General features: G+C 73.4%; 18 protein-coding genes. 9 read left to right on the forward strand and 9 right to left on the reverse strand.

The window, feature by feature from the left end:
* Positions 1-34: 34 nt before the first annotated feature.
* The 3 genes from OP86_RS23915 to OP86_RS23925 all read left to right on the forward strand — a co-directional run bounded on the left by OP86_RS23915 (position 35) and on the right by OP86_RS23925 (position 5,467).
* Positions 35-1,300 carry a glycoside hydrolase 5 family protein gene (locus tag OP86_RS23915; protein ID WP_030255107.1) on the forward strand — a complete coding sequence of 422 codons (1,266 nt, stop codon included), beginning with the start codon at positions 35-37 and terminating at the stop codon, positions 1,298-1,300.
* Positions 1,301-1,403: 103 nt separating this feature from the next.
* Positions 1,404-4,445 carry an alpha-mannosidase gene (locus tag OP86_RS23920; RefSeq protein ID WP_030058441.1) on the forward strand — a complete coding sequence of 1,014 codons (3,042 nt, stop codon included), beginning with the start codon at positions 1,404-1,406 and terminating at the stop codon, positions 4,443-4,445.
* A 74-nt stretch (positions 4,446-4,519) separates the two neighbouring features.
* Complete coding sequence (locus OP86_RS23925; protein ID WP_234434760.1) at positions 4,520-5,467, forward strand: ROK family protein; 948 nt, start codon at positions 4,520-4,522, stop codon at positions 5,465-5,467.
* 394 nt (positions 5,468-5,861) lie between these two features.
* Here OP86_RS23925 and OP86_RS23930 read toward each other — a convergent pair whose 3' ends face one another.
* From OP86_RS23930 to OP86_RS23950, 5 genes are all read right to left on the reverse strand, one after another.
* A complete protein-coding gene (locus OP86_RS23930; protein ID WP_030058440.1) occupies positions 5,862-6,257 on the reverse strand; it encodes a DUF2267 domain-containing protein in 396 nt (131 codons plus the stop codon).
* Positions 6,258-6,569: 312 nt separating this feature from the next.
* Positions 6,570-7,163, reverse strand: coding sequence for an acyl-CoA thioesterase (locus OP86_RS37240; protein ID WP_051830481.1), 594 nt, complete (start codon positions 7,161-7,163; stop codon positions 6,570-6,572).
* Positions 7,160-7,483, reverse strand: coding sequence for a hypothetical protein (locus OP86_RS37245; RefSeq protein ID WP_030058438.1), 324 nt, complete (start codon positions 7,481-7,483; stop codon positions 7,160-7,162). Before OP86_RS37245 ends, OP86_RS37240 begins: the two co-directional genes overlap by 4 nt.
* Positions 7,484-7,805: 322 nt before the next feature.
* Complete coding sequence (locus OP86_RS23945; protein WP_030255115.1) at positions 7,806-9,194, reverse strand: NAD(P)/FAD-dependent oxidoreductase; 1,389 nt, start codon at positions 9,192-9,194, stop codon at positions 7,806-7,808.
* A 106-nt stretch (positions 9,195-9,300) separates the two neighbouring features.
* Positions 9,301-9,798: a flavoprotein gene (locus OP86_RS23950; RefSeq protein ID WP_030058436.1), complete on the reverse strand. Its 498-nt coding sequence runs from the start codon at positions 9,796-9,798 to the stop codon at positions 9,301-9,303.
* A 566-nt stretch (positions 9,799-10,364) separates the two neighbouring features.
* Here OP86_RS23950 and OP86_RS23955 point away from each other — a divergent pair.
* From OP86_RS23955 to OP86_RS23965, 3 genes are read left to right on the forward strand one after another with little or no spacing between them, the layout of a single operon-like run.
* Positions 10,365-10,676 (forward strand): hypothetical protein, encoded by a 312-nt coding sequence (locus tag OP86_RS23955; protein WP_033333131.1) that lies wholly within the window; start codon positions 10,365-10,367, stop codon positions 10,674-10,676.
* Positions 10,673-11,203, forward strand: coding sequence for an NUDIX domain-containing protein (locus OP86_RS23960; protein WP_030058435.1), 531 nt, complete (start codon positions 10,673-10,675; stop codon positions 11,201-11,203). Before OP86_RS23955 ends, OP86_RS23960 begins: the two co-directional genes overlap by 4 nt.
* A 15-nt stretch (positions 11,204-11,218) precedes the next feature.
* Positions 11,219-11,575 carry a hypothetical protein gene (locus OP86_RS23965; RefSeq protein ID WP_030058434.1) on the forward strand — a complete coding sequence of 119 codons (357 nt, stop codon included), beginning with the start codon at positions 11,219-11,221 and terminating at the stop codon, positions 11,573-11,575.
* A gap of 55 nt (positions 11,576-11,630) precedes the next feature.
* Here OP86_RS23965 and OP86_RS33845 read toward each other — a convergent pair whose 3' ends face one another.
* Positions 11,631-13,097 carry a hypothetical protein gene (locus OP86_RS33845; protein WP_030058433.1) on the reverse strand — a complete coding sequence of 489 codons (1,467 nt, stop codon included), beginning with the start codon at positions 13,095-13,097 and terminating at the stop codon, positions 11,631-11,633.
* Between the two features lie 90 nt (positions 13,098-13,187).
* Positions 13,188-14,177, reverse strand: a complete 990-nt coding sequence (locus OP86_RS23975) for an FAD-dependent oxidoreductase (protein WP_030058432.1) — start codon at positions 14,175-14,177, stop codon at positions 13,188-13,190.
* Positions 14,178-14,303: 126 nt separating this feature from the next.
* On the opposite strand from OP86_RS23975, the gene OP86_RS23980 reads away from it, so the two are divergent.
* The gene (locus OP86_RS23980) at positions 14,304-15,221 is read left to right on the forward strand and encodes a LysR family transcriptional regulator (protein WP_030058431.1); all 918 of its coding nucleotides are present in this window, start codon (positions 14,304-14,306) and stop codon (positions 15,219-15,221) included.
* A 123-nt stretch (positions 15,222-15,344) separates the two neighbouring features.
* Here the strand turns inward: OP86_RS23980 and OP86_RS23985 are convergent, their stop codons facing one another.
* Positions 15,345-15,830 carry a cysteine/serine endopeptidase inhibitor gene (locus tag OP86_RS23985; protein WP_051830482.1) on the reverse strand — a complete coding sequence of 162 codons (486 nt, stop codon included), beginning with the start codon at positions 15,828-15,830 and terminating at the stop codon, positions 15,345-15,347.
* A gap of 398 nt (positions 15,831-16,228) precedes the next feature.
* On the opposite strand from OP86_RS23985, the gene OP86_RS23990 reads away from it, so the two are divergent.
* Together OP86_RS23990 and OP86_RS23995 are read left to right on the forward strand one after the other, a co-directional pair.
* Positions 16,229-16,882 (forward strand): 4'-phosphopantetheinyl transferase family protein, encoded by a 654-nt coding sequence (locus tag OP86_RS23990; protein ID WP_030058429.1) that lies wholly within the window; start codon positions 16,229-16,231, stop codon positions 16,880-16,882.
* A 50-nt stretch (positions 16,883-16,932) separates the two neighbouring features.
* Entirely contained in the window at positions 16,933-17,316 is a 384-nt protein-coding gene (locus OP86_RS23995) for a barstar family protein (protein ID WP_030058428.1), read from the forward strand.
* Positions 17,317-17,376: 60 nt separating this feature from the next.
* Here OP86_RS23995 and OP86_RS24000 read toward each other — a convergent pair whose 3' ends face one another.
* On the reverse strand, positions 17,377-18,171 hold the full coding sequence (locus OP86_RS24000; RefSeq protein ID WP_234434761.1) for a polysaccharide deacetylase family protein: 795 nt from the start codon (positions 18,169-18,171) through the stop codon (positions 17,377-17,379).
* Positions 18,172-18,619: the final 448 nt, after the last annotated feature.

An 18,619-nucleotide genomic window follows, 5' to 3' on the forward strand; every position in this document is an offset into this window, starting at 1 on the left:
GTATGCCCCAACACCGTTGAGGAAGCGACCGCACATGACCGGAACCCCGCAGGCACCCCGCTTCGGCGTCAACTACACCCCCAGCGTCGGCTGGTTCCACCACTGGCTCGACTTCGACCTCGACGCCGTGCGCGCCGACTTCGACTCCATCGCCGCCCTCGGCCTGGACCACGTGCGGGTCTTCCCGCTCTGGCCACTGTTCCAGCCCAACCGCACCCTGATCCGCCCGCGCGCCGTCGAACAGCTGGCGGCCCTGGTGGACGCGGCCGGCGAACGCGGGCTGGACGTCGCGGTGGACGGACTGCAGGGCCACCTGTCGAGCTTCGACTTCCTGCCGGCCTGGACCCGGACCTGGCACCGGCGCAACATCTTCACCGACCCCGAGGTCATCGACGGCCAGGCCGCCTACCTGCGCACCCTCGCCGAGGCGCTGAACGACCGGCCCAACTTCCTCGGGATGACGCTCGGCAACGAGATCAACCAGTTCTCCGGCGCCCCGCACCCCGACCCGGACCGGGCCACCCCCGCCGAGGCCGAGGCCTGGCTGCGCCGGATGCTCGACGCCTGCGAGGCGGCCGCCCCCGGCCGGCTGCACCTGCACGCCTCCTACGACGCCGCCTGGTACCTGGACGAGCACCCGTTCACGCCCTGGCACTCGGCCCGGATCGGCGCCGCCACCGCCGTGCACTCCTGGGTGTTCAACGGCACCGCCCAGCGCTACGGCGCCCATTCCACCGCCACCGCCCAGCACGCCGCGTACCTGGTCGAGCTGTCCAAGGCCTGGGCCGACGACCCGGCCCGCCCGGTCTGGCTGCAGGAGGTCGGGGCACCCGCCCCGCACATCGCCCCCGAGGACGCCGCGCGCTTCACCGGCGCCACCGTCGAGGCGGTGCTGGACTGCCCGGACCTGTGGGGCATCACCTGGTGGTGCTCGCACGACGTGGACCGCTCGCTCGCCGACTTTCCCGAACTCGAGTACGGCCTCGGCCTGTTGACCACCGACCGGACGGTCAAACCGGCCGGCGCCCGGCTCGCCGAGGCCGCCGCCGAGGCCCGCCGCTCCTGGCAGCCGCCGAAGCCGCGCCGCACCGCCGTGGTGGTCGCCACCGGCGACGAGGTCAACTCCCCGAAGCGTTCGGCCTGCGGCCCCGGCGGCCCGGTGTACGAGGCGTTCATGCGCCTCGCCGAGGCCGGCGTCCGCCCGACCACCGTGCTCGCCGAACGCGCCGGGGACCGGGCGCACCTGGCCGCGCGCGGCATCACCGAGGTGGTCCACCCCGAGGACGTACGTTCTCCCTAGCCCGTTCCGCCGTCCACGCACGCCTCAGCCACGCACCCCAGCCACCCCGCTCAGCCACACCCTCAGTCATGCACCCCTCAGCCACGCAACGGAGCCCGCTGACATGCACGATGACCGCACCCTGGTCGAGTCCCGCCTCAAGCGCGTCCTGGAGGAGCGCATCCGCCCGGCCGTGTACCCCGAGTCCGTCCCGCTGGAGGTCGGCATCTGGACGGCCCCCGGCGAGCCCGTCCCGGTCGCCGAGGGCCTGGCCGCGCCGCGCACCCCGATCGCGGTCGGCGACGCCTGGGGCGCGCCGTGGGGCACCAGCTGGATCACGGTGACGGGCACGGTGCCCGAGGCCTGGGCGGGGCGCACCGTCGAGGCGCTGATCGACCTGGGCTTCGACGCCAACATGCCGGGCTTCCAGTGCGAGGGCCTGGTCTACCGCCCGGACGGCACCCCGGTGAAGGGCCTGAACCCGCAGAACCAGTGGGTGCGGATCGCGGCCCCGGCGGCCGGCGGGGAGCAGGTGCTGCTGCACGTCGAGGCCGCCTCCAATCCGGTGATCCTGGACTACCACCCCTTCCTGCCCACCGAGTTGGGCGACAAGGAGACCGCCGGCGACCGCCCGCAGTACAGGCTGGCCCGGATGGACCTCGCCGTCTTCGACGAGACGGTCTGGCAGCTGGTGATGGACCTGGAGGTGCTCGGCGAGCTGATGGCCGAGCTGCCGGTGGAGGGCGCCCGCCGCTGGGAGGTCCTGCGCGCGGTCGAGCGGGCACTGGACGCCGTCGACCTACAGGACGTCAACGCCACTGCGGCCGACGCCCGTTCGCACCTGGCCGGGGTGCTGGCGGCGCCCGCCGTGCCGTCCGCGCACCGGATCAGCGCGATCGGCCACGCGCACATCGACTCGGCCTGGCTCTGGCCGCTGCGCGAGACCGTCCGCAAGGTGGCCCGCACCACCGCCAACATGACGGCGCTGCTGGAGGACGAGCCGGACTTCCTCTACACCATGTCCCAGGCGCAGCAGTTCGCCTGGATCAAGGAGCACCGCCCCGAGGTGTACGCCCGGGTGCGGAAGGCCGTGGCGGAGGGCCGGTTCGTCCCGGCCGGCGGCATGTGGGTCGAGTCCGACACCAACATGCCGAGTTCGGAGGCGATGGCCCGGCAGTTCGTGCACGGCAAGCGGTTCTTCCTGGACGAGTTCGGGGTGGAGAACCACGAGGCCTGGCTGCCGGACACCTTCGGCTTCACCGGCGGTCTGCCGCAGATCATCCGCAACGCGGGCTCCAGGTGGCTGCTGACGCAGAAGATCTCCTGGAGCCAGGTGAACCGGTTCCCGCACCACACCTTCCTGTGGGAGGGCATCGACGGCACCCGGATCTTCACCCACTTCCCGCCGGTGGACACCTACAACTGCTCCATGAAGGGCAGCGAGATCGCCCACGCGGCACGGAACTTCAAGGACAAGGGGGTGGCCCGGCACTCGCTCGCCCCGACCGGCTGGGGCGACGGCGGCGGCGGCACGACCCGCGAGATGGTCGCCAAGGCGGCCCGGCTGAAGGACCTGGAGGGCTCGGCCACCGTCCGCTGGGAGAAGCCCGCCGAGTTCTTCGCCAAGGCCGAGGCCGAGTACCCGCACCCGCCGGTGTGGGTCGGCGAGCTGTACCTGGAGCTGCACCGGGCCACGCTGACCAGCCAGGCGAAGACCAAGCAGGGCAACCGGCGCAGCGAGAACCTGCTGCGCGAGGCCGAACTCTGGTGCGCCACCGCCGCGTTGCGCACGGGCGCGGAGTACCCGTACGAGCAGCTGGACCGGATCTGGAAGACCGTCCTGCTGCACCAGTTCCACGACATCCTGCCCGGCTCGTCCATCGCCTGGGTGCACCGCGAGGCCGAGGCCACGTACGCGGCGCTGGCCGGGGAGCTGGAGGGGCTGATCGGCGCGGCCCAGCAGGCGCTGGCCGGGCCGGCCTCGGGCGGGCGCGAGCTGGTGTTCAACGCGGCGCCGCACGCGCGCTCGGCGGTGCCGGCGGGCGGGGCCGCGGTCGCCGTCGCGGACGGCCCGGGCTGTACGGCCGTCGAGCGGCCCGGGGGCGGCTTCACGCTGCGCAACGGCCTGCTGGAGGTCGTCGTGGACGCGGACGGGCTGATCGCCTCGGTGGTCGAGGTCGCGAGCGGCCGGGAGAGCGTCGCGCCCGGCAGCCGCGCCAACCTGCTGCAACTGCACCCCGACTTCCCCAACATGTGGGACGCCTGGGACGTCGACCAGTTCTACCGCAACACCGTCACCGACCTGACCGGCGTGGACTCCCTCACCGCCGAGGCCGGCGCCGGGCAGGCCTCGGTCCGGATCGCCCGCTCCTTCGGGGTCTCGACGGTGGTGCAGACGCTCACCCTGCGGGTCGGCGAGCAGCGCCTGGACATCGACACCGAGGTCGACTGGCACGAGACCGAGAAGTTCCTCAAGGCCGCGTTCCCGCTCGACATCCACACCGAGCGCTACGCCGCCGAGACCCAGTTCGGCCACCTCCACCGGCCCACCCACACCAACACCAGCTGGGACGCCGCCAAGTTCGAGGCCTGCAACCACCGCTTCGTCCACCTCGACGAGCCCGGCTGGGGCGTCGCCCTGGTCACCGCCTCGACCTACGGCCACGACGTCACCCGCACGGTGCGCGACACCGACGGCGGCACCACCACGACCGTCCGCTTCTCGCTGCTGCGCGCCCCGCGCTTCCCCGACCCGAAGACCGACCAGGGCCTGCACCGCTTCCGGCACGCCCTCGTCCCGGGCGCGGCGATCGGCGACGCCGTCCGCGAGGGCTACCGGATCGGCCTGCCCGAGCGGACGGTCACCGGCAGTGCCGAGCGGGTCGCGCCGCTGGTGGAGGTGGACGAGGACGCGATCGTGGTGAGCGCGGTCAAGCTCGCCGACGACCGCAGCGGGGACCTGATCGTCCGCGTCTACGAGGCGGGCGGCGGCCGCGCCCGGGGCCGGCTGACCACCTCCTTCCCGCTGGCCGGCGCCGTCCCCTGCGACCTGCTGGAGCGGCCCTGGGACGGCACCCGCGGCGAGGTCGCGGTGGAGGACGGCGCGGTGCGGCTCGCGCTGCGCCCGTTCGAGCTGGTCACGCTGCGGCTGAGCGCGGCCGGCTAGCCCCTGCTCTACGCTGTGCGGCGCCCCGCCCTCACCGGCCGGGGCGCCGCCCCCTACCTCTTCTGGAGTCCGCCGTGCCGCTCGCCCCGCTGTTCGCCGCCGTCGACATCGGCGGCACCAAGATCGCCGGAGCGCTGGTCGACGGCGACGGACGGCTGCGGCACCGGCTCCAGCTGCCCACCCCGGCGACGGCGCCGGGCACGGCCGTGCTCGCCGTCGTGCACCAGGTGCTGGACCGGCTCTCCGCCACGCCCGACTGGGCCGCCGTGACGGCCGTCGGGATCGGCAGCGCCGGCCCGGTCGACCTGGCCGGCGGCACCGTCAGCCCGGTCAACATCCCCGGCTGGCGTGACTTCCCGCTGGTCGCCGAGGTCGCCGGGCACCCGGCAGTGGCCGCCCGCGCGCTGCCCACCCGCGCACTGCCCGTCCGCCTCGCCGGGGACGGCGTCGCGATGGCCGCCGCCGAACACTGGCAGGGCGCCGCCCGGGGCGCCGCCAACGCGCTCTGCCTGGTGGTGTCGACCGGCGTCGGCGCCGGGCTGGTGCTCGACGGCGCCGTACGCCCGGGCCCCAGCGGCAACGCCGGGCACCTCGGCCACATCACCGTCGAACTCGACGGCGAGCCCTGCCCCTGCGGCTCCCGCGGCTGCCTGGAGGGCCTCGCCAGCGGCACCGCGATCGCCCGCCGAGCGCTCACCGAGGGGTGGCGGCCGGACGGCGACGACCGGACGGCCCGCGCCGTCGCCGCCTCCGCCGCCGCGGGGGACCGGGTGGCGCTCGCCTCCTTCGACCGCGCCGCCCAGGCCCTGGCCGCCGGGATCGCCGCCACGGCCGCCCTGGTCGACCTCGACCGGGTGGTCATCGGCGGCGGCGTGGCCACCGCCGGGAGCGTGCTGTTCACCCCGCTCGCCCACCACCTGGAGCGCTACGCGGCCCTCTCGTACATCCGCGGCCTCGACGTGCGCCGCGCCGAACTCGGCACCGACGCCGGGCTGATCGGCGCCGCCGCACTCTGCCGCTGAGCCTCCCGGGAGCCGCCCGCTGCTGCGGAGCGTGCTGGCGCCTGCACCTGCCTCGGTGGCCTCGGCGGTCTCGGCGGTCTCGGCGGTCTCGGCGGTCTCGGCGGTCTCGGCGGCCGAACTCTCGCTCGTCGAAGCGGCGTTGAGGCGGACGTAGGCCGCCGGGGTGCCCACCCGCAGATCCTGCTCTGCGGCTCCGGGCCCGCCCGCCTGCGGTCCCCCGGCGGCGCCGAACTCGCCCTCCCGGCAGGCGCGTCCGCCTATCTGCCCCCGGGCGCCCGGGCCGGTCGGGCCGACCGGCCCGGGCGCGCAGCTGTACCGGGCCACCACGGGGTAGCGGCCGGTGCGGCCGTCAGGCGTGTCCGACACGCCTCAGGCCCGCGCCGAGTGCGGCCGCTCAGGCCGGCGTCGGGTGCCCGAACAGCAGGTCGTAGCCCTCCGGAAGCTGCTCGACCACCTGGTCGATCAACTCCCCGGGGACGAGGTCGGCCAGGCTGCTGAGCACCGCCCCGATGTCCCACTGCGCCGTCGCGGGAGTCGCCCCGTCGATCCACCCGACCACGGCCTGGACGAAGCGTTCGGCGGTCAGCGGCTCGGCCGCGGGCTGGGCGTCGCGCAGCAGCGAGGCGTACGTCCCGGGCAGCGCGTCAGCGAGTTCGCCCCGCTCGGAACCCACCAGGTGCTCGCCGAGCAGGGCGAGCACGACCCGGGCGGCGTGGTCCGCCTCCGCCTCGCCCCGGTACTCGCCGCGCTCCACGACGCGGGCGAGGAAGTCCTCCCAGGAGATGGTCATCGCGTCCTCCTTCCGGTCGGCGGGACCGGCAGGGCCGACGGCGCTCTGCGCCTGGGCCGGGGACGGGAGGTCGCAGCCTGTGACTGCCGTGGGACGAGCCGGTTGCCCGTGCAGCTCAGCGTAACTCCGCACGGGGCGTTCGGAACCGGCCGAGGGCCGGGAAGCCGGTCCGGCGGATCGACGCCGTTGTCGATCACGCCGCCGGCCCGAGCCACCGGCCCGGGGGCGCGCCGGTCCAGCACCGCTGCCAGTGCCGCTTCAGCGCCGTTTCCAGCACCGCTGCAGCACCGACCGGACGCCGCGGAGCGGTCCTCAGCCCGCCGAGGCCCGACACCGCCGGCGCGGCCGGCGCACGGACGACCGCCCGACGGCGGCGGCCGAGGCCGCCACGCGCTGCGTCGGCGTCGTCGCCGTCAGCGTCGCCGCCGCCGTCACCGTCGTCGCCGTCACCGTCGTGGCGGCCAGGGCGGCCTCGGCACGCGCCGTGTCCGACATAAACGCGGACAGAAAGCGCCGCTCGTTCTCGCTGAGTTTGCGCGAGCGGCCGGATTCCCGGTCCCGCGCGACCACGACGGTCCGCGCCCGCATAAAGGTCCGCGGATCCCGGCAGACATTCACCTCGACGTGCGCGGAACTCCGCCCGAGGCGCTCCACGGTGAGCCGGACGGACAATGGCTCGGGCTGGTGGTGCAGCTGTTCCAGATAATCGATCTCGTGCCGCGCGATAATGAATCCGGACGGGAACAGCGATTCCCGGACGGCGGTCTCGTGGTGGCAGAACAGGTCGTAAATCCCCTCCTGGATGTAGCCGACCAGCCGGGCGTTGTTGATGTGCCCGTTCTCGTCGACGTCGCTCCACCGGGTGGGGCAGGACAGCACGTGCGCGCCCAGGTGCACCGCGCTCACTGCTGCGTCAGCCCGGCACCGGCCCCCACGGGGAGCAGCGCGCGGCGGAGCCTGGCGTAGTAGGCGGAGTGTTCGGCCGCCATTTGGGCCGCGGTCCAGCCCTCCTCGGCAGCCTCCGCGGCGGCCTGGACGACCAGGCTGTCGAGCACCGCATCGACCGAGCGGCACAATTCTGCTACCGCCGCGAGCCGCTCGGTCACTTCCGATCCGCCCGGCGCGTTCCGTGCCGGGAATGCGGACAGCGAGTCGACCGCGAGCTGCAGATCGTCGAGCGTGTCCGGCCGGTTTTCCGAAGTGGAATTCAGCATGTTTTTCTCCATGACTCATTCGGCCGTTACGGCCCGGTAACTGGCGTTCGAATACACCTGATCGGTGTCGACCCCCCGACACCTTCGACGCTATCCCAGTCGACGGGGGTCGACGGATGGTTTTCGGACCGCGACGGGAAACTGACTTCCATCGGAGTAGTTTGCCGGTGTACACAATATGCCCCATCAGCCTAATGCTGTCCGCAATTCGGGTGGTATCGCCGACTCGACCCCCAAGATCGACTACTTGGCGCCGCGGATCTGCTAATAGCCACTCCACCACCTCGCCGTGTAGAGGTGCGTGCCGCGCAGCGTCCGGGCCCGGCTTACCGCCCTACCGCCCGGCGACCAGGTCCGCGAACCGGGCGATCGGCGAGGTGGTGGCCCGTCCGGCCGTCTCCTGCCGGTCGGCGGCGTGGTAGGCGGCGTACATCGCGTGCACCCCCAGCCAGCGCAGCGGCTCCGGCTCCCAGCGCCGCACCGTGTGGCCCACCCAGGGCAGCCCGGTCAGCTCGGTCTCCACACCGAGCACCAGGTCGCGCAGGGTGCGCCCGGCCAGATTGGCCGTCGTCACCCCGCTGCCGACGTACCCGCCCGCCCAGCCGAGCCCGCTCGGCCGGTCCAACTCCACGGTGGCGCACCAGTCCCGGGGGACGCCCAGCACACCCGCCCAGGCATGCTCGATCCTGGCGGTCGCGGCCGCGGGGAAGAACCGGTCCAGGATCGCGCGCAGTTGGCGCACCGTCTCCACCTGGGTGGAGCCGTCCGAGTCCGTCCGCGAGCCGAACCGGTACGGGACCCCGCGCCCGCCGAGCGCGATCCGGTCGTCGGCGGTGCGCTGCGCGTACATGTAGGCGTGCGCGAAGTCCCCCAGCACCTCACGGCCCTGCCAGCCGGCGTCCGCCCAGAACCCGGCGGGCAGCGGCTCGGTGGCGACCATCGCGGAGTTCATCGGCAGCCAGGTCCGCTTCTCGCCCCGCAGACCAGCTGTGAACCCCTCGGTGGCGCGCAGGACGTGGTCGGCGGTGACGGTGCCGAGCGGGGTGACGGCGCGGGGCTTGCGGTGGGCATTTCCGGGGAGGATCGCGCCGACCGGCGTCCCCTCGTACACCTCGACCCCCAAGTCCCGTACGACCCGGGCCAGTCCGCGCACGAGCTTCGCCGGCTGGATGCGCGCACCGTACCGGGACCAGGAGCCGCCGAGAGTACCGGCCACCTGGACGCGGTCCGTGGCCTCCTTGGCGCTCAACAGCTCGACCCGGCCCTCGCCGTACGCCCGCTCGCCCTCGACGAACGCCCGCAGCCGCTCCAACTGCGGCTTGCTACGGGCCACTTCCAGCACACCGCCGCGCACGATGTCCGCGTCGACGCCCTCGGCGACCGTGACATCGACGACCTCGCCGACGGCCTCGTCCATCACCCGCTGCATCGCCGCCGCCCGCTGCTGCCCGTACCGCCTGGCGAACGCGCCGCGCCCCGCGAAGCCGTTGTACAGCCACCCGCCGTTGCGCCCCGAGGCGCCGTACCCGCAGAACCGCCGCTCCAGGACGGCGATCCGCAGCGAAGGATCGGCCTTCTTCAGGTAGTACGCCGTCCAGAGCCCGGTGTACCCGCCGCCGACGACACACACGTCGACCTCCCGGTCCCCCGGCAGCCCGGGCCCGGGCTCCGGCACCCCGCCCGCCGCGTACCAGAACGACACCCCGCCGTTGACCGCCGCCACCGGGAACCTCCCACACCTCGCCGACCTGCCCGGACGCTACCTCCGGACGATCGGCGCGGACCACCCCTCACACTGCCAGGATCGCCCACCGTGATCAGCCACCCTGTCAGTCCCGGAGCAGCTCCAGGGCCCGCGTCCAGCTGTACGAGCCGGGCACGAACTCCGCGACCCGCACCCCCATCCCCCGCAGCCTCGCCAGGCTCTCCTCATAGGCCGGATGCGCCGCCTGCGCCGCACTCAGACACGGCTGAACGGCGACCGGAATCCCCCACCCGTACGACTCGCAGAGAATCCCTAGCGCGAGCGTGTCCGAGATCCCCAGGGCCCACTTGTTGACCGTGTTGAACGTCGCCGGAGACACCACGATCGCGTCCGGATCCGGCAGCGGCCGAGGCTCCCCCGGCTTCCGCCACGCGGAGCGGATCGGATACCCCGTCTGCGCGGTGATCGCGTCCACGTCGATGAACCCCATCGCCTGCGGAGTCGCCACCACCCCCACCTCCCACCCCTCCGCCTGCGCGGCCGCGATCAACTCCCCCACCCCGCCCGCAACCCCCGCCGCACACACCACGACGTACAGCACCGGCCTCTGCGCCTCGGACACCCGGAACCCCCACTCTCGAACCACCGACGAACCCCAGAACAGTAAGCCGCTGCCCGCACGGTCTGGCCACCCGCACGGTGCGGTCGGTGATCCGGCGGATCGAGACGGTCATCCGCGTCAGGCAGCCGGTCTTCACGGCGTTAGCCACCAGCTCGCTGACGATCAACTCCCCCACGTCGATCAGCTCCGGCAGTTCCCACTCCGCCAACTTCTCCCGCACCAACCGACGGGCGGCGGAAGCCGACTCCGGCACATAGGGCAGCAACCCGGTCGCCGGGCAGGGACGCCGATCGGGCGGGTCGCCCGACATCACCTGAGAACGGCAGGCGGCCCTGGCACGCTCCACCTCGACGGATCGGCTCATCGCTGGTCACTCCTCAGTGGTCAGGGAGGCCCCGCCAATCTCAAGGCCGCCACCTGGTAGCCGTTCCCGAGGGCGGGAACGGCTACCAGTCACCCAACCCGTCGCGGGGACGCCCTGAGGACTCCGACCCAGTGACTCCAAGTCGAGGTCATCACACTCTCCGTGGCCGTACGATCGAACCGAGCCGTCAAGGGAGCGAAGAGTGGACCGTCAGCCGGACCCGCGCCAGGTCGTCGCGGGGCTCCTCGACAACCAGCTCACTCTCGCCCACGCCCACGTCCAGTGCGGAAACCTGGACGCCGCGGTTGCCGTAGGCGCCGACCTTCTCGCCACCAGCCCGACCCTGGGATCCGTACGGGTCATCAACCAACTCGACGGCCTGGCCGACCTGCTCGGCAGGCACCGCGACTACAGACCCGTACAGGAATACCTGGCACGATTCGACGAAGCGAGCAGGACGAGGCTCCTCCTGCTCGCCGACATCATCCCGGCACCACGGGGAGGTTCATCGTGAGGCCCGCACCGTCCGACACCGAAGCCTGGTACGCCCACCTCGCCGAGGGCAACGCCAGGCAGGCCCGCAAGCGGGTCTCCGCCGACGTCGTCCTGCGCGACGAACACGGTCGCATCCTCACCGTGAACCCGACCTGCAAGGACGGGTGGGACCTACCCGGAGGCATGGCGGAGGCCAACGAGCCGCCCGATCATGCCGCGATCCGCGAGCTGCGCGAGGAACTGGGCCTCGCCGTCACGATCCGCCGCCTGCTCGTCGTGGACTGGGTTGCGCCGCACGGGCCTTGGGATGATCAGCTCGCTTTCATCTTCGACGCGGGCACCCTCTCCCCCGCCCTCGCAGCGACCCTGCGCCCACACGACGACGAGCTCTCCGAGGCCGCCTTCCTCCCGGCCCCCGAAGCCGCCGCGCGCCTCCGCCCACGGCAGCGCACCCGTCTACAGGCTGCTCTGCGTGCGCTCTCCGATGGACGAACGCAGTATCTGCAGGACGGCGCGGAGCCATGGCAGTTCCGAGCAACCGAGTGATCGAAGGACGATGACATGACCGAGGACGGCCGGATCTTCCGTGAGGCGTGGATCGCCGGGGTGCGCAGGCACTTCCCCGGCGAGCCGAAGCCCGGTTACATCGCGCCGTGGGACGAGACGCCGGAGTGGGAACGGGCTTCCGCCGCAGCCGTGTTCGGGCAGATCCGGGACTTCGTCGCCGTCAGCGCCGGGACCACCGCGAAGTTGACCCGCGAGCAGAAGGGGCGCTTCGTCGCGCTCTGCTGGATCGCCCAGATCCACAAGCACATCGAGAACCCCAAGCCCGCCTATGTCGCCGATTGGGACGACCTGCCCAAGTGGCAGCGGGAGACCGATGCCGACATCTTCGAGGCCATCGAACGGCAGGTCTGAACCTGACTTCACCGTGCTCGCCTCTGCGACCTCGCAGAGGCGAGCACCTTCCGGCTCAGGTGCGGAGCCGGACCGGTGGGGCGAGGGAGGGCGGGGAGCAGCGGGGGGAGGTCGCGCAGACGGTCAGCGGCCTCGGGTTCGGCCCGTCGGCGGTCCGGACGGACCAGAGCACGGGGTAGGTGCCGCCGCAGATCTCGCAGCTCGGGCGCGGAGCGGCAGCGGGCCTCGGGGGGACGGTGGGCGGGGCCGGGGGAAAGGGCGGCGCCGGCGGCGCGGCCGGGGGTGGCGGGAACCGCGGGGGTGGCGGTGCGGTGTCCCAGATGGCGATGCCCGCGACCGGCGCCCCGAAGTCGTGGGCGCACTGGGAGCAGGTGTCCAGGACGGCCTCCGTGCGCATGTCGCCGCAGGCCGGGCAGAAGGTGACCGGCTGCTCGTCGGCGGCGGTGCTCTCGCAGCGCGTGCAGATGAAGTCCGGGTCGATCTTGGCCTGTCGGAAGATCGACCCGAAGATCATGAACGGGTTGAGCTCGCCGTCCTTCTCGTACACGTTCTGCAGCACCGAGTGGATCGTGTGGAGCCGGTGCCTGCGTGCCCGTAGCCGTTTGAGGTCGAGGTTGACCACCTTGGTCTGCCGGCAGTCCCGGCAGGTGCAGAGGGTGCGGACGGGCAGTCGCGAGCGGATGCCGAGCTGGCGGTGCAGGAACTCGAAGGCCGGGCGGTCTTCTTCGGTGACCGGCACCTCGACGACGCCCGCCCCGCCCGCGCCGAGGCGGCCTTCCACCGCTGCCGCCAGTCGTGCCACGTCGGCGGCGAGTCGGTCCGGCACTCCCTCGGGCCGGCTGCTCATCATCACCGGGATCGCGAGCAGGGTGCGGGCCGTGGCCATGTCCATGGTGACGAAGCCGGCCGGGGAGCGGAAGACGACGCCTGCGACGCCCTCCCACAGGGACGGGCCGGTGGGCCGGTGGCCGGACAGCCGCTCGTTGATGCGGGCCGCGACGCCTCCGACGAGGCGCTGGCCGGTCTCGTGGTGCCGGGCGAGGGCCTCCGTCTGGGGTGCGCGGGCCCACCACCGGGGCTGCGGGAAGCCTGCTGCCGCGTCCGGGTCGAGGCCGGTGAGTGCCCGGTCGAGGGCGTGCAGCGCGGCTTGGAAGGCCGTGACGTAGGGCGCCTGTACGCCCAGTGCGACGACCGAGACCGCACGGTCCGTCAGGTGCACCGACATGGCGGTGCACCGGGCGGCCGGCTGGTCACCGCCGGGGCCACTACCGGGGGCGCTACCGGGGCCACTACCGGGCTCACCGTCGGGGTCGGCGGCGAACTGCAGGCGTGCCGCGAGCGGGACCTGGTCGGGCAGGAGCATCGCCGAGCGGACGGCGGAGCCGCGCCGGGCTTCCACCACGGTGGCCATCTCCGCGGTGACCTGGAAGCCGAGCGAGCGCAGCGCGTCGACGGCGGCGACCCGGACGCGTCCGGCGTCGGCGCGGACGCGTCGCTCGGCGTCGAGGGTGATCGAGGCCACGACTCCTCCGGGGCGGTCGGGAGTTGGGGGCCGGCCTGACGGACGGTCCCTGCGGGCGGCGAGTCTAGCGGCGTACCGGGGGCCTGTGGGTCACTCCCCGGAAGGTCCGCCGACCGCCGCGGCCGCGAGCTCGGCCGCGGCGTCCGCGCAGCCCCAGCTGAGGGTCACGCCGGCGCCGCCGTGGCCGTAGTTGTGGACGTACCGGGTGCCGGAGCGGTCGGGTGCGGTGGCTTCGAGGCGGATGCCGCCGCGGCGGGCCGGGCGCAGGCCGACGGCGTGGCCGAGGACGCGGGCGCCGCGCAGGTCGGGGACGTGGGCGGTGCACCGGGTGAGGATCGCCGCCGCGGTGGCCGGGTCGGGTGTGGTGTTCCAGTCGTCCTCGTCGAAGGTGCCGCCGAGGACGACGTCGGTGCTGCGGGGGTGGACGTAGGTGTAGCCGGCCGGGTCGTCCTGGATGCGGGTGGAGGTGTGCAGGCCGGGGTTGCGGACCAGGACGAGTTGGCCGCGGATCGGGTGGACGGCGTGGTCCCCGCAGAGTTGCCGGGCGCCGAGTCCGGTGGCGTTGACGACGACGGGTGCCCAGGCCCGGGCTTGGGCGAGGACGTCGAGGCGGCGGTGGACGATGTCGCCCCCGTTGTCGAGGACCCGGCCGAGCAGCCACGGCAGGTAGAGCGGCATCTCGACGGCGGGGGCCGTGAACGACCAGCCGTCCGCGTAGGCCGGTCCGCGTTCGGCGGGCGTCAGCCGGCGCAGCTCCGGGACGGCGGCGCCCCACCAGGGCGTGCCCGGCGGCTGCTGCCGGTGCATGGCCATGCGGGTGTTGCGCATCGAGACGCCGGGTATGCCCGCCTCGGCCTGGCGGGCGAACTCGGCGAGGGTGGCCGCGCCCCATTCCGCCACCCGGCTGCTCACGTCCACGCCGACGGGGTACCAGACGGCCGCGGCCACGGCCGAGGTCGTCGACAGGAGGCCGTCGGCCGTGACGACGACGACCCGAAGTCCCTTGTCCTGCAAGCGCAGTGCCGTGGTGAGCCCGATGATCCCGCTGCCGACCACGACGACGTCCGCCGTACGTTCCACCGTGGACCCTCCTTCCAAGGGCCGCCAACGGGGTGTCGGCGGCTGGTTCCAGGGAATCCGTCGGCACCCCGGACCGTCCAAGACCGGTTCTGTCGGTCGGCGATAAGCGGCCCTTATCATCGCCGGATGGATTTGCGACGGATGCGCTACTTCTCCGTACTGGCCGAGGAGTTGAACTTCACCCGGGCGGCCCGGCGGCTGCACGTGGCGCAGCCGGCGCTCAGCCAGCAGATCAAGGCCCTGGAACGGCAGCTCGGCGCGCAGCTGATCGAGCGCACCAGCAAGGGCTGCGTCCTGACGCCGATCGGCCGCGCCGTCGCCGAGGAGGCCCGGCGGGTGCTGCGTGAGGTGGCGGCGGCCGAGGAGCGGGTCGCGGCGGTGGTCCGGGGGCGGGAGGGCCGTCTGCGGGTGGCGTACACCCGTTCCGCGCGGGGCGGGGTCTGCGACGCCCTGGTGACGGAGTTCCGCAACCGGTACCCGCGGCTGGACGTCGCGCTGCAGACCGGTTGGACGGCGCACAACGCGGCCGAACTCCTCGCCGGGCGGCTGGACGCGGCCTTCGTCCGGCCTCCGCTCGACGTCCCGGGGCTCGACTGCCGGATCATCGCGGAGGAGGAGCTCCTGCTCGCGGTTCCGGCCGGCCATCCGCTCGCCCGCAGCCGGGCGCGGATCGGCCGGCGCCGCATCGTCGACGAGCCGGTGGTGTTGTGGCCGCGGGAGAACGGTCCGGGGATGCACGCGCTGATCACCGGGCAGCTGTGGCCCGACCGGGCGCCGCGGATCGTCCGCGAGGAGCCGGACGACGAGCAGTTGCTGCTGGCCGTGGCGGCCGGCTACGGCATCGCGCCGATCCCGGAGGGCCGGGCCCGCGTCTTCCGGATTCCCGGGGTGTGCCTGCGCAGGCTGACGCCGCCGGTGCCCACCGTCACCCTGGGCCTCGCCCACAATCCGAGGACCGCTCCTCCGGCGGTCCAACTGCTCCTCGCGATGGCCCCTCCGCTCGCGGGAACCGCAGCGGAGGCGACCTCCGACCAGAGCCTCTGACCAGGGCGTCTGACCAGGCCCCGCGGGTGCCACCGTGCCCGTGCCCGCGGGCGCGACCGTGTCCGCCCCCGCGGGGCCGCGGGGGCGGGCAGCGGGGGCGGGCAGCGGCGTCGGCGGGGCCGGTCAGCCGATGGTGGAGCCGGTGATCGGGGCGGAGAGCTCGACGGTCTCGCCCTTGAGGCCGGCCTTGACGAACTGCCAGGTGAGGCCGCTGATGACGCCCTTGCCGAGCGGGGCCAGCTTGGCGAAGGCGGGCTGGCTGAGGTCGATGTGGGTGGAGTCGCAGGAGGGGCACTGGTCCTTCACCGGGACGGTGATGGTCTTGCCCTGGTAGGTCACCTTGACCGAAATGCCCTTACAGACCGGGTCGTTGTTCGGGTTGGCGGTGGTCCACCAGGTGTGCGAGACGGCGACCAGCATCTGCGAGGAGGCGTTGATCTGGGTGCCGCAGGCGCCGTAGCCCGAGTCGTTGTAGTAGGTGGCCTTGCCGGTCATGGGCTTGTTGATCGGGATCGCGGCACTGGCGGTGCCGGCGGTGAAGGCGATGAGAGCGGCTGCGGCGAGCGGGGCGCCCGCGAGGATCCTGAGGTTCTTGCCGATGGCGCGCATGGTTCGTTCCCTCCGGTTGCAGTGCTGTGCTGCTGACAGGGCATGCTGATCATGGGCATGACAGAGAGAAGTCGCGTCGTCCGTACGGAAGTTCGGCGACTCGGTGCCCGCCCGGTGAAGGGAACGTATGCGCTCGTCCTCGGTATGGTCCAGACCTCTACGATGTTGGCATGAACACAAGGCAAGGATCTTTACTAATGTGGCCGAAGGGGCGAAGATACGTGACCGCAGCCCCCACGGCAGCCACGGCAGCCACGGCAGCCACGGACCGTAGCGCCGCGGCGCGCCGCCGTCGAGTGGCGCCGGACGTCCGGGAACGGCCCCCCGGGATCCCCCCACCCGGGTTACCCTCGTCCCGCGCGGCGACCGTCCCGCGCGGGAGACCGAGGGGGGAACGGGTGATCGGGGACCTGCTGCCGGACGCCGTGGTGACCGAGGTGGCGTACGACGACCCGCCGGAGGCCCGACTGGAGCCCGAGGAGGAGGCCGTCCTGGCCCGGGCCGTCGACAAGCGGCGCCGCGAGTTCACCACCGTCCGCCACTGCGCCCGGGCCGCGCTCACCCGGCTCGGCGTGCCCTACCGCCCGCTCGTCCCGGGCCTGCGCGGCGCGCCGAGCTGGCCGGACACCGTGGTCGGCAGCCTCACCCACTGCGACGGCTTCCGCGCGGCCGCCGTGGCCCGGGCCGGCACCCTGGCCTCCGTCGGCATCGACGCCGAACCGGCCGCGCCGCTGCCGGAGGGCGTCCTGGACGTCGTCGCGCTGCCGGTCGAGCAGAAGCGGCTCGCCACGCTGGCCGCCGCGCACCCGGGCACACCGTGGGACCGCATCCTGTTCAGCGCCAAGGAGTCGGTGTACAAGGCGTGGTTCCCGCTGACCGAGCTGTTCCTGGAGTTCAGCGAGGCCGAGCTGGACCTCTCCCCCGACGGCACCTTCACCGCCCGCCTGCTCGTCCCCGGCCCGGTGGTCGGCGGGCGCCACGTCGAGGGCTTCGACGGCCGCTGGGCCGTCCGGGACGGGCTGCTGGCCACCGCCATCGCCGTCGAGCCGTAGGAGCCCCCGCCGCGAACCCCCGTTCGTGGCCCGGGCATATCCTCGACCCCGTGACGGTGACCTATGTGATCGACGGCAGGAAGATCGGCACCCTGGAGGACTTCTGGGATGTCGTCGGGCAGGAGATCGGCGTCGACGGCTACTTCGGCCGCAACCTCGACGCCTTCGCCGACTGCCTGCGCGGCGGCTACGGCACGCCCGAGGACGGGGACTGGGTCATCGAGTGGCGCGACCACGAGGTCTCCCGCCGCAACCTCGGCCACCCGGAGACGGCACGCCAACTGGAGCTGAGGCTGGGCCGCTGCCACCCGGCCAACCGCGGGCAGGTCGCCGCCGAGCTGGCCGCCGCCCGCGCGGGGAAGGGGCCGACGGTCTTCGACTGGCTGGTCCGGATCATCGAGGAGGAGCACCCGGGGGGCCTGCGCCTCGCGTAGGGCGGTCCCCCTCGACCGGCCGCTCCGATGACCCGGCCCTGCCGGTGGACCGGCCCCGGCCTACATCACGTCCGAGAGCCGGACGAAGCGCCGCCCCGCCGCCAGCATCCCCGGCACCGCCGCCGCCACCCCGGGGGCGGTGCCGCCGCCCGGGTGGTTCAGGTGGCCGATGACGATCGCGCCCGGCCCGGCCGACGCGACCTCCTGGCGCACCTCGGAGGCGCTGAGCGTCGCCCCGCCGTCCCCGTTCACGGTGAAGCCGGCGACGCGTTCGCCCAGGTCGGCGACGATCCGGGTGGCGATGTCGTCGTAGTGCGCGGTGCCGGAGCGGAAGAAGCGCGGCGGGTGCCCGAGCAGTCCGGCGAGCTTCCGCGCGTTGCCCGCCACCTCGTCGTACACCTCGCCGACGTCGCGGGTCCCGGCGATGCCGTAGGCGGAGCGGCCGGTGACGGAGAGCGGACGGTGGACGGTGCCGTGGTTGCCGATCTCGAACAGCGGGTCGGCGGCGAGCTGCTCGAACTCGTCCGGGTTGGCGTCGATCCAGCGGGCGTTCAGGAAGAGCGTGGCGGGGACGGCGTGCGCGCGCAGGAAGTCGATCAGGTCGGCGTCGTAGCCGTTGCCGCCGGGGCCGCCGCAGGCGTCGAAGGTGAGTGCCGTCGCGCGCTCGCCGTCGGGCAGCTCGGTGATCACCCGGGCGACCTCCAGCCCCCAGTCGGTCGGGGCCGCGTCGCCGTACCGCTCGACCACCTCGGCCCGGGTCGGCTCCTTGCTCGGGGCCGGAGTCCCTGGGGCCGGAGTCGCCGGGGCGGCGGGCTCGGGAGTGGCAGGAGTCGGGCCGGCCGTGGCTGTCGGCACGGCGGCGGCCTCCTCAGGTATGCCCGATGCCGCGACGGCAGCTGTGCCGGGCTCCGCAGCGGCATCCGGCACCGACGCGGAGGCCGGCGGCGCGGCCGATCCCCCGCCCGTCGCCACCGTCCTGGCCCCGCATCCCGCCAACGCGCCCCCGGCCACCACCATGAGCAGCGTCCGCCGACTCACCGCCACGCCCGCCTCCCGGCCCTTATCTGGTCAAATAATCCGATTACATGACTATGAACCGACCATTCGTCACTCCCCGCAACTCGCCGCCGCCCCCGCCGGACGCCTCTTCACCGACCCGCCCGGCCCCCGTGGGCCCCGACTCACCCCCGGTTCACTCGCCGGGGTAGGCAGGCGAACGACCCGCCCGCCGCGACCCGGAGACCACGATGCCGACCGAGCCCAACACCTGTCTCTTATACACATCTGACGCTGCCGACGAGCG

Source organism: Streptomyces novaecaesareae (assembly GCF_000716875.1).
GTDB lineage: Bacteria > Actinomycetota > Actinomycetes > Streptomycetales > Streptomycetaceae > Kitasatospora > Kitasatospora novaecaesareae.